The organism is Chryseobacterium ginsenosidimutans, from assembly GCF_039536845.1.
Classification (GTDB): domain Bacteria; phylum Bacteroidota; class Bacteroidia; order Flavobacteriales; family Weeksellaceae; genus Chryseobacterium; species Chryseobacterium ginsenosidimutans_B.
In genome coordinates this window covers 214,816-225,086 of record NZ_BAAAZJ010000003.1, presented here as the reverse complement: position 1 = coordinate 225,086, position 10,271 = coordinate 214,816, and the positions used below count along the sequence as shown (strand labels likewise).

Below are 10,271 nucleotides of genomic sequence, written 5' to 3'. Positions count from 1 at the left end.
CCGAAATCTTTTTGTTTTTTTCATTTTATTGATAGGGTTTCACCCTATCCTCTTATAAGTCGTCCCTTCGGGACTCCACGTTTATTTTTTCAAGGTTTCTTTCAACACCTTTAATTTTCCGTCGATTGGCTGATCAATTTTTAATCCTAAAATATCAGCAACTAAAGGATAGACATTCACATTCGCAAATTCATCGATCACAACATTAGTTTTAAATTCCGGTCCCCATGCAAAAAAAACGGCTTTCATTTCCGGAACTAATTTTGGATCATAACCATGTTTTCCTATAGATGTAGATTTTCCTTTTGGCAAAAATACTTTCGGAGCTTTCGGAACTAAAAGAATTTGTCCTATTCTATCGTATTTATCATCTCTTGTTGCAAAATGAAGATATTTTGGAAGTTTTTTATCCAGATAAACTTCGTAATCATCTGTTTTATTGGCTTTCAATTCTTTATATGTGCTTTTGATATCAGCCGGATTTTTAACATAAACTCTTAACAAAGTCTGAGAATTGTAAATATCAAACTTATCCTTATTTAAAAGCATTGCCGGAATTTCTAAAGGATTTCCACCATCAACTTTTATCATTCCATGATCTGAAACAAAAACAAAATTTACATTTTTTAACCCTAAATCATTTACTTTCTTCACCAAATCTTCAATTGCTTTATCAATCAAATGAACAGCATCTTCTGTTTCTTTTGTGTCCGGTCCGAAATGATGCCCGCTTCCATCCACTTCAGGAAAATATAGAGAAATAAAGTGCGGTCTTTTATCCATCGGTAATTTCAGCCAATTGATTACTTTATCCACTTTTTCAGAAGGTGAAAATTTTTCGTGATAAGGATAATAATAAGTAGGTCTTTTTCCTCCAGCATCACTTGCAGAACCCACCCACATTAAAGAAGCAGAAATCATTCCCTGTTTTTCGGCCAGTCCCCAAAGTGGAGTTCCGCCGTACCAGCTTCCGTCTTCCGCATTTATTTTATCGCTCATCGCGTAAGCTTCTTTTCTTTTATAATCGTAAAAATAATTATCAACTAAACCGTGATGAGAAGGATACAATCCTGTAATCAAACTCCAGTGATTCGGAAAAGTGATACTCGGATAACTCGGAATCATTGCTTTTGCCTGAACTCCTTCATTTGAAAATTTTAAAAGATTTTCTGCATTGTATTTTTTAGCATAATCATAACGAAAACCGTCTGTAGAAATCATAATCACATAAGGCTTTGTTTGGGCCTCGACACTATTATATCGATTGGGAACAACAACCTGAGCCGTATCTGCATTCCCTTTTTGAGCAAAAACTGTCAACGAAAAAATCAACAGTAAAAATTGTAATCTTTGCTTCATTATTTAAATTTTCAGCAAAGTTACTTCCTGTACTCCTGACAGAAAAGTTTTACGGATTAAAATAAATTTAAATATGATAAATCCGTTCCTCATTTAAAAATTCAATCATTATTAATAAACACAAAAAAATGTTCATCAAATTGATTTAATAAACATTTTTATGATGATAGGATGTATGTTCTTAGAACTCAAATGAATTCGCTTCTAATTTATTAATTTTTCTCTGTTTAACAATCTGGTAAACAGAACCTGTGATAAAAAGCGCAAAAATAACCAGCAAAGTTTTACCAATCAGAGGGTCATTGATATCTTTAGCCAAAGGATGCCCAATCGGAATTCTGGTCAATGTTTCATTTACGGTAGGAAGCATCGACAAAAGAAAACTGAAAGACATCAGAAAGTTTTCAAAATAACGTGCCTTGTTATTTCCTCTTCTTTTGCGGTGAAGGTAAAATGCAACCGTTACCAGGGTCAGAATTATTAATGAAAGCACATGTCCTGCATTAAAACCACCATGCTTAGAAATTCCTAACGCGGTAAGCGAAGTAATAATGGTAAAATAAAAGTATAGTTTACCCGTAATATGGTCTAAATTAATTTTACCATATCTTATAAATGATATTAAAGCTGATACAATGGCAATAACGCCAATTATTGTATGGAAAATTCCCAAATTTGATAGTCCCATTTTAGTATTTTTTGAATTTGTAATGTTCTGAAGTAATTGTTGTGCTGGTCAGTACTTATTTAATTTGAGAGATCAAACGTGCTTCTGAACTGATGGGTATATTTAACACCTTAGAAATTAAACAATTCTGTTCTGCAGCTTTTGTGATTGCTTCAAATTCATCCGCGTTGATCCCGGAAACAGAACCTGTTATTGAAAGATGCACAGAGGTAATGCTAAAACCTTCCATTATTACAACAGCTTCAGTGTCTAAAGATTCAAGATTGAGCCCTTTTTCTGTAATGGCTAAACTTACTGCCATTGTAAAACAACCTGCATGTGCAGCCGCCAACAATTCTTCCGGATTTGTGCCTGTTGTATCTCCTTCAAAACGAGTTTTGAAGCTGTAATTTGTTTTATCTAAAATTTTACTTTGTGTAGTCAGTTCGCCTTTCCCTTCTTTAAGGTTACCCGACCAATGTGCTTTTGCTGTACGTTTCATTTTTTCTGTTTTAAAATTGACTGTCATTATTGACACTGCAAAATTGTAACAGATTCAAGAAAAGAACTTTGCGAATCAGCTCAATTATTTATCATTTTGGTTCAAACGGTATTTTGTGGGCGAAATATTGTATTTTTCGCTGAAACTTCTGGTGAAATTGGCAAGATCATTAAATCCGCATTCAAAGGCAATATCAGAAATACGTTCATTAGAAACCGAAAGCAATTCGGCAGCTTTTTCAAGCTTTTTGGTTTTAATATAATTGGCGGGTGTGTCGTTGTACAATTTTGCGAATTCCCGTTTGAAAGAAGAAACACTTAGATTATTATGCTGAGCCAGCTCTTCAATCGTTAACTGCGAAAATAAATGAGCTTCAATTATCTGCTTGAAGGTATAAGTGGTAGGTGAAAAAAGCTGTGATAATATAATCTGTATTGCTTCTACATTACTCGTTTGTGAAAGTAAAAGTATAATTTCCTTTAATTTCAGTACTAAAATCTCCTCATTTACCAAAGATGGGTTTTCGAAATAAAATAATAATCCTTCAATATATTTTTGAATTAAAAATTCATTGCTTATTTTTTCAATCGACTTATTTGAAACTATATTTTTTTGCGATTTGAGCAATAAAGGCAATTCTTTATCATAAATTTTTTTGAGAATATCCGGATGGAAATTAATAATCACGATCTCATTATTATTTTCCAAATTATCATTACTTATCTGCTTATCAGAATTGATACAATTTTGGAATAACGAATGTTTTCCGGGAAGGTTTATTTTTTCGTCATCCAGTTTGTACTGCATTTCACCTTCCAGCATATATAAAAAACAGGCATTATCCGTAATAGGAAAGTCAAATTTAAAGGGTGATTTTAAAACTAATTTGTGTAATAAAGGTTTTCCGAATAAGTCATATTTTTTATGGTCGATTATCATAATCCTATAATTTTAATTAGCATATTTCTTCTTGCAAACTTTATGAAAACAACAGATTGATATTGTAAAATGTGAGTAAATTTATTTAAATACTTTTAAACATAAAAACTTATATTTTATAACTTAAAAATCCTGAAAACCTTACGGTTTCCAGGATTCTTGATAATTTACAATATTGACTATAATTTATTCCTTGATTAATTGTTCAAATGAAGTTGATCCGTCTTTCAGCGTAATTTCCAGGTAATAATTTCCTGACTTAAGATCAGAAACATTAATATCTTTTCCTTCCACTTTTAATGTTTTCACTTTTCTTCCTGTTGATTCAAAAATATCGACAGATTTTATTTTATCTGCATTTTTGAAATTTACAATTTCTCTTGTCGGATTTGGATATAGAACAACTTTTTTGCTTTCTGCAACTACATCATCCGTTGCCAATACAGATCCCATTGTCAATGTAGCATATCCTCTGTTTCCACCACCATGATATCCTGATGATAGTGCTGTTGTAGGACCTTTAGCAAAGAATATATCAATTGAACCTGCAGCATTGGCAATTGCAGTGTCACCTGAACCACCTGTAAGAGATCTTGTAGCAACTACAGTTCTTATGCCGCTTGCTGTAGTGTTGGATGTTTGTGTCCAATCCTGAGATGCATCAGCAGAAGGTGTTACTCCTACTCCACTAAATGTATAATCTCTATTTGCAGAAGAATTATAAATAAATCCATCTGCTCCGGCTGCCATCCCACTGTTTCCAAAACCGATTCCAAGGTAAGATGTATCTGCACCAGTTAATGTAAGGGTTACCTGAGTTGGCGATGTTACCAACTTTACAGTCATCCCGGTTGATCCCAGATTCACTGTTCCTGATGAGAAAAACTGAGCTCCAAGTGAACTTGCAAGAGCCATTGATACGATTAGTAAAACTTTTTTCATATTTTAATTTTTAAGTAGGTTAATGATTTCTTTATTATTTGTTTGTAGAGCGTATTCAAAAGGGGTCATCCCTTGAGAATCTTTTATAGATTTATCGGCTTTATGTTTCAGTAATAATTCCGTTAATTCTTTATTACCGAATTTTACCGCCCAGAATAAAGGAGTCGATCCTGTGGCATCCGTGATATTTGGATTTGCATTTTTGTTTAATAAATGCTCCACCAAATTCTTATTATATTTCACCGAAAGCCCCGCCAAAGCAGTACCTTCCTGGCTTTTATAATTAACGTCTTTTACATTATCTATCAAAAAATCAGCCACTTCTACATTTCCTTTATAGCATGCTAAAATCAGTGGTGAGAAGCCGCTTTCATTGGTTTGATTGATAATATCCGGATTCTGTTTCATCAGTTCTTTTACTTCAGCGACAGTTCCGCTTCTTGCAATATCAAAAATAGATTTTGCCTTTTCCTGAGCATACATTACCGTAAAACTCAGAAAAATACTCATTAGTACAATCAGCTTTTTCATTGTTTTAACAGTACATAATTATATTGAACATTTACACTTTCGGCAATCTTTTTAGTTACCATTTTTGGAATCGTAACTTTATGATCTGCAGGTCTTGCTACAAATCCTCCAGCCATATAAATTTTCCCGTCTTTGGCATAAATTGCAGCAGTTGATGTGTAAGCTTTATCTACCCCATGAAAATTTAAAGTTCCCTGAACTGTATATTTTTGTGGTGAAGCAGAAAGTTTATTTTTATCAAAATTCACAATCTTACCTGTAAAAGTTGTTTTTGGATATTTCCCCGTTTCCGCATAGCTTTCGTTGAAATGCTCTTCCATTAATTTAGTTTTAAAATGAAAGTTTTTAACAACAGAAACCGATGCAAAATCTCCGGTATCAGCATTAATGACAGCCACATTGTTGTCATCCTGCGCAAAAACGTCTTCAAATAAAGGTACAGACGCTTCGAACGTTACTTTCCCTGTTTTAGCCACATATTTCTGAGCAAAAGCAAGATTAGTGAAAAATAATGCTACAATAATTAAAACTAGCTTTTTCATATTAATTCTTTTAATTTTCAGTAAGCCCGTCGGCTTTCCATTTTGTGAAAATATTGATTTGTGATGGTGATAAACTTCCGCCCTGAGGCATTTTCTGAGGATCTCCGTTTGGTCTTCCTATCCTGTCTATGATGTTGTCGATATTATTTTTCACCTGAGTATAGTTCGTCCATGGCTGATATGAAGCTGAACCTCCCGGTGCATGACAGCTAATACAATTGGCATCGATGATGGGTTTCACATCCTTGGTGTAAGTTACCTGCTCTGTAATAGGAGTGTTATCTGAGATTTCTTCATAGGTTCTGCTTTCACAAGCAACTAATAAAATCGCCGATGAAATGATGTACATAAACTTTTTCATAATTAAAAGACTCTATAAAGATTAAACCCAAAGAAAATCTGTCCCTTTTCCCACTTTCCGGATGCATTTGTTAAATAACCAATGTCTGAATTGAGCTGGGAATTCGTAAATAAAAGCTGGAAAACGTGTCCCCCGGTTTCTATATCCATCCCCAAAGAGAGAGGATTTTTATAAAAACTGTGATTGTCGAAATTTACAAAATATTCCGCATTGATGGAAATTCTTTTCGAGATCTTATAACGACCTCCCAATCCCGTTAAAAATTGATTTTTGTCTTCAATTAAAGGTTCGTAAAGATTTTTGTGAACATAAGAAGGCGTTAACTGTAAAGAAAAATCATCACTGAACCTTCTCGAAATTAATGCCTGAGTAAGATAAGAAAGCCTGTCCCCAAACTGAAGATGTGGATAATTGTCTTTGCTAAGATCTGTGTTCAAAGCCACAACATTGTATCCGACAATATTAACCGGGAAATTATCGCTTTGCTTAACTAAATTGTACTTTGCACCACCTTCAAAAGTTTTCTGATTGGTTTCCCGCGAAAAATTTAAAGAAAGTCCGTCTGTAACGCCGTAGATTACACCTAATTTTGTTGAGGCATCATCTAACCCGAAGAAATCTTTAAACCCTTTGCTTACATCCCCGAAACGGTGAGCTACAACAATATACCATTCATTTTTTGCAGAAAGCTTTGTAGATTGTCCTGTAACGATCTGCAGTGCCTTAAAGGCAGGTGGGGAAGTTTCGGTGTTTTTGGTTTGAATAGTGTCAATATCTTTCAGCAGATCTTCCTGTGCAAAGACAAGACCTGAGGCAAACATTGACAAAAATAAGAGAGTTTTTGTCATACACATTTATTTATAAAATATTAGTATGACAAACTTATAGACTTATGATTCCAAAATCGTGTGATAAAAGTCACCGACTAAATTGTTTTTATCAATGATAATCTTAAAACATTTAAAACTTTATTTATTAGTCTTGTCTAACATTTTCATTTACCCGTATTTTTATCCCTTCTTTTGTTTGCATTATTTCTCCTTCATTTTCAATTTTTTTCAAGACACGGCTCACCACTTCTCTTGAAGTACCCAAATTATTGGCAATTTCTTTATGAGTAATTTTAATGGGATTATTTCCCGTTAAAAAAATCTGTTGCTTAATGTAATTTAAAACTCTTTTGTCCAGCTTATGAAAAACCGCATCATTCACCATATTCATGACATCTGCAAATCTTTTTTCGTATTCGCTGTAAAAAAGTCTGTTGATCTGTGGAAATTTAATCAGCCACTCATGAATTACGGAAACAGGAATTAGCATTACTTCTGAATCTTCTTCCGCAACGGCATAAATCCTGCTTACATAATCGGTAAAAATTGATGAAAAGGTCATTAAACAGCTGTCATTTGTTCTTAAATAATAATAAATAAGCTCTCTTCCATCGTTTAAAGTAAACACTCTAATTGAACCTTTTATTAAAAATGGCACAAATTTGTTCTTTTGTCCTTCCCTTACAATTTCAGTTTTTGCTTTAACATCTGTAATTATGGCGTGCTTATTAAGTTCATCTAAAAAGTCGGCACCCAAAAAGCCAAATTTATTGAGAATAAATTGATTATTTATCATATCCGTTATATCATATCTAAAAACAAATTTAAAAAAATATCAATATAAAAATGACGAGAATGAATTAACAATTTTATTATATAAAGAAAAAACTGCTTCATTTTTCATGAAACAGTTTTTTTAAGTTATAATCTGTATTTTAAATTCAAGCCATAAAAGAAATAGGCTTTGTTTGGACCAGGATTGAGATCCGTTGCGAGTCCTTTCGGGTAACCATTCCCTGTATCCGAATCATTAATACTGTTTCCTAAGAACAGGAATGTATAATTGATCTGATTGGTTAAGTTATTTCCCATGATATAAGCATCAAGATCAAATTTTCCAAAAGATTTTTTATAACCTAATTTTGAATTAAGCAAGCCAAAACCTTTTACGAGATTGGTATTTGCAAAATCTGTGTATACATTGCCCAGGTAATTATATGTATTTATGAGATAAAAGCCTGGTTTTGTATATAAATCCAAACCGACAGCATATTTATTTCTAGGAACCCCGACAACAGTTTCATGATCATAAATTTGTTCACCACCCAATAATCTTGTTTTAAAATCTTTATATTTCGCATCATAATAAGAAAGATTCACAAAAGGTACGACTCTGCTAAGGAACGAATTATCGTTTTTATACTGGTATCCAATACTTACTTCCAAACCACTGTTTTTCTGGCTTCCTGTATTTGCCCAATACGTTTGGTTATTAGAATTAGGTATCGCCAATTGTGTTAATTTATTAGAATAATCTATTCTGAACAAAGAAACCTGATAATCCAGCTTGGTGTCTAATAATAATCCGTGTACACTGAAATCTAACATTTTAGCGCGTTCAGGCTGCAGATCATTATTAGCGGTATTTGTATAATTTATAAAAGATGAACTTGCTGTAGGAGCATTATACCCTTCACTGTAACTTAGATTAAAAATCTGATGCTTCCATTCTTTTTGTAAGGCAAAATGTGGAGTATAAGCTGTTTCATACTGTTTTCCGAAAGACTGATCTTTTTTTCCTGCAATTAATCCGGGAAGCGCATACAAATCCTTTCTGTCATAATTAGTTTTATTCGCGCTTATTCCTGCAAGTAAAGTTAGGCTCCAGGGTTTGTACGTTACATAATCTATTGCAAAATAAGTTGCCTGATTATTATTATACTTAAAATAAGAAGCTCCGGATATTCCAGTAGTTTCCAGCGGATTTGTAATCGACCCTGTAAAACGGTAGCTTGAAGTTGTAGACATTGAATTCTGGATCTCGGTACCAAAATCTAATCTGTTTTCGAAGTCTTTGAATTCATTTTTTAATGTAAATGTGGAGCGCAATCCTACGTTTGGTGAACTTGTTACTCCGTAAGCTCCTGCAGAAATACTTTCTGTATTTCCATTATAATAAAATAAAGTCGTATAATTTCTAAGGTTCGGAAGAATATTAACAGAGTTGCTAAGTCCCACTCTGGTAGATTTTATCTTTGTTCCCGAATTTTTACGAATATAGGCAGGATTTCCGTTATCAATTCCTGCGTAATAATCATCATAAGAAATCTGTCCCGATGTGTGTTCGTAAGAATAAGCCTGGCTTCCAAAGAAACTCAGTTGATCGTTTTTTCCAAGCTTCACAGTTCCGTTTACGTTAAAAAAGTTTTTTAAGCCACTTCCATTCGGTCTGTAGCCATCGGTTTCAAGATGACCGTAAGCTGCGTTAACCGAATAGTTTTCATCAGCGACATTCAGCTGAGTGCGGGACTGAAATGTTTTAAAAGCTCCCACTAAAGCATTTTCGGAAACTGTAACTCCTTTTGTAAAATCAGGACGTGTATAAAAACGAACCACTCCGCCTACTCCGCCGCCATACATTGTTGCTGCAGGACCTTTGATAACCTCAACATTATTTACATACGCAAAATCTACATCATCCAAAATGGTGATTCCTTCAGCATTCGTTAATGGCATATTATTCCAATATGCTTTTACTCCCCAGTTATTGAACTTCTGGTCGTTTCCATATCCACGAACAACTAACCTCTGACCTCCGAAATTAGTTCGCTTATCAACCTGTAATCCTGGCATTGTAGATAAAGTCTGATCAATTGCTGCCGGATTGTTTCTGTTTAATTCTTCTTCCGAAAGTGTTTCTACAGATTGTGCGTGTCTTTTAAATTCTGCACTTTCCTGTTTTATTTTTTTTCTTCCCTGGATAGCAACCTCCTCTATTTCTGATGATTGCTGGGCATTTGCGATTGCACAGCTTAATAAAGCTGCAATGCATATATATTTTTTCATTGATTAAAAATTAATTATTTGTCGATTAAAAGTTTTCTAAAAGTTTAAACCCATTCTTCCGGAGGCGGAATTATAATTGACAAGCAAGATGTATTTTCTAATCTTTGTAAATATTCTGATTTTAATTTTAAGTAAAAATTGAAAGACCACAATTCTTCACAACTAAGAAAAGCGAAAGAATTTGAGGTTTTCATTAGTTTTTCCCTTTGTAAAGGCACTTCGAAATGTCTCCATGCATATACTTTTTTGGTCACGAAAAACCCAGAGAATTTCAATATGGAATTAAGAACTATATCTTTTTTATCCAGATAACAATAAAAATATTTAGTTCCGTTTATAAAATTAATGTCGATGACATCATAAGAAAAACCGTTAAGTGTAAATTCTTTTTCTTCTTTCCATTCGGCTTTCATTAGATCTTTTTCAGAAAAGCAGATCGTTTCCGATGTGTTAAATGTATGTTTTAAAATATGATACTGTGTTTTTTCGTATACTTCACTTTTGATATAAGAAACAACAGGATGAATCATAT

At 33.4% G+C, this 10,271-nt stretch carries 12 protein-coding genes; all 12 read right to left on the bottom strand.

What is annotated here, in order from left to right; translation table 11 throughout:
- Positions 1-81: 81 nt before the first annotated feature.
- The gene (locus ABD745_RS01100) at positions 82-1,359 is read right to left on the bottom strand and encodes an alkaline phosphatase family protein (protein WP_344823896.1); all 1,278 of its coding nucleotides are present in this window, start codon (positions 1,357-1,359) and stop codon (positions 82-84) included.
- 181 nt (positions 1,360-1,540) lie between these two features.
- Positions 1,541-2,047, bottom strand: coding sequence for a hypothetical protein (locus tag ABD745_RS01095; RefSeq protein WP_344823892.1), 507 nt, complete (start codon positions 2,045-2,047; stop codon positions 1,541-1,543).
- 55 nt (positions 2,048-2,102) lie between these two features.
- Complete coding sequence (locus ABD745_RS01090; RefSeq protein WP_344823889.1) at positions 2,103-2,528, bottom strand: OsmC family peroxiredoxin; 426 nt, start codon at positions 2,526-2,528, stop codon at positions 2,103-2,105.
- 84 nt (positions 2,529-2,612) lie between these two features.
- The gene (locus tag ABD745_RS01085; RefSeq protein ID WP_344823886.1) at positions 2,613-3,467 is read right to left on the bottom strand and encodes a helix-turn-helix domain-containing protein; all 855 of its coding nucleotides are present in this window, start codon (positions 3,465-3,467) and stop codon (positions 2,613-2,615) included.
- Between the two features lie 186 nt (positions 3,468-3,653).
- Positions 3,654-4,409 (bottom strand): T9SS type A sorting domain-containing protein, encoded by a 756-nt coding sequence (locus ABD745_RS01080; protein WP_344823883.1) that lies wholly within the window; start codon positions 4,407-4,409, stop codon positions 3,654-3,656.
- A gap of 3 nt (positions 4,410-4,412) precedes the next feature.
- Positions 4,413-4,940: an ankyrin repeat domain-containing protein gene (locus ABD745_RS01075; protein WP_344823880.1), complete on the bottom strand. Its 528-nt coding sequence runs from the start codon at positions 4,938-4,940 to the stop codon at positions 4,413-4,415.
- Positions 4,937-5,482, bottom strand: coding sequence for a YceI family protein (locus ABD745_RS01070; RefSeq protein WP_344823878.1), 546 nt, complete (start codon positions 5,480-5,482; stop codon positions 4,937-4,939). Before ABD745_RS01070 ends, ABD745_RS01075 begins: the two co-directional genes overlap by 4 nt.
- A 10-nt stretch (positions 5,483-5,492) precedes the next feature.
- Positions 5,493-5,843 carry a hypothetical protein gene (locus tag ABD745_RS01065; protein ID WP_047399361.1) on the bottom strand — a complete coding sequence of 117 codons (351 nt, stop codon included), beginning with the start codon at positions 5,841-5,843 and terminating at the stop codon, positions 5,493-5,495.
- 2 nt (positions 5,844-5,845) lie between these two features.
- Complete coding sequence (locus tag ABD745_RS01060; RefSeq protein ID WP_344823868.1) at positions 5,846-6,691, bottom strand: DUF5777 family beta-barrel protein; 846 nt, start codon at positions 6,689-6,691, stop codon at positions 5,846-5,848.
- Positions 6,692-6,818: 127 nt separating this feature from the next.
- Positions 6,819-7,469: a Crp/Fnr family transcriptional regulator gene (locus tag ABD745_RS01055; protein ID WP_344823865.1), complete on the bottom strand. Its 651-nt coding sequence runs from the start codon at positions 7,467-7,469 to the stop codon at positions 6,819-6,821.
- Between the two features lie 125 nt (positions 7,470-7,594).
- Complete coding sequence (locus tag ABD745_RS01050; RefSeq protein ID WP_344823862.1) at positions 7,595-9,739, bottom strand: TonB-dependent receptor; 2,145 nt, start codon at positions 9,737-9,739, stop codon at positions 7,595-7,597.
- 44 nt (positions 9,740-9,783) lie between these two features.
- Positions 9,784-10,269, bottom strand: a complete 486-nt coding sequence (locus ABD745_RS01045) for a hypothetical protein (protein WP_344823858.1) — start codon at positions 10,267-10,269, stop codon at positions 9,784-9,786.
- Between the last annotated feature and the right edge of the window lie 2 nt (positions 10,270-10,271).

Excerpts from the sequence above, each read along its gene's own strand:
- ABD745_RS01085 (WP_344823886.1), bottom strand. The coding sequence starts at position 3,467 with ATGATAATCGACCATAAAAAATATGACTTATTCGGAAAACCTTTATTA.
- ABD745_RS01080 (WP_344823883.1), bottom strand. The coding sequence starts at position 4,409 with ATGAAAAAAGTTTTACTAATCGTATCAATGGCTCTTGCAAGTTCACTT.
- ABD745_RS01045 (WP_344823858.1), bottom strand. The coding sequence starts at position 10,269 with ATGATTCATCCTGTTGTTTCTTATATCAAAAGTGAAGTATACGAAAAA.
- ABD745_RS01065 (WP_047399361.1), bottom strand. The coding sequence starts at position 5,843 with ATGAAAAAGTTTATGTACATCATTTCATCGGCGATTTTATTAGTTGCT.
- ABD745_RS01060 (WP_344823868.1), bottom strand. The coding sequence starts at position 6,691 with ATGACAAAAACTCTCTTATTTTTGTCAATGTTTGCCTCAGGTCTTGTC.
- ABD745_RS01070 (WP_344823878.1), bottom strand. The coding sequence starts at position 5,482 with ATGAAAAAGCTAGTTTTAATTATTGTAGCATTATTTTTCACTAATCTT.
- ABD745_RS01090 (WP_344823889.1), bottom strand. The coding sequence starts at position 2,528 with ATGAAACGTACAGCAAAAGCACATTGGTCGGGTAACCTTAAAGAAGGG.
- ABD745_RS01050 (WP_344823862.1), bottom strand. The coding sequence starts at position 9,739 with ATGAAAAAATATATATGCATTGCAGCTTTATTAAGCTGTGCAATCGCA.
- ABD745_RS01055 (WP_344823865.1), bottom strand. The coding sequence starts at position 7,469 with ATGATAAATAATCAATTTATTCTCAATAAATTTGGCTTTTTGGGTGCC.
- ABD745_RS01100 (WP_344823896.1), bottom strand. The coding sequence starts at position 1,359 with ATGAAGCAAAGATTACAATTTTTACTGTTGATTTTTTCGTTGACAGTT.
- ABD745_RS01075 (WP_344823880.1), bottom strand. The coding sequence starts at position 4,940 with ATGAAAAAGCTGATTGTACTAATGAGTATTTTTCTGAGTTTTACGGTA.
- ABD745_RS01095 (WP_344823892.1), bottom strand. The coding sequence starts at position 2,047 with ATGGGACTATCAAATTTGGGAATTTTCCATACAATAATTGGCGTTATT.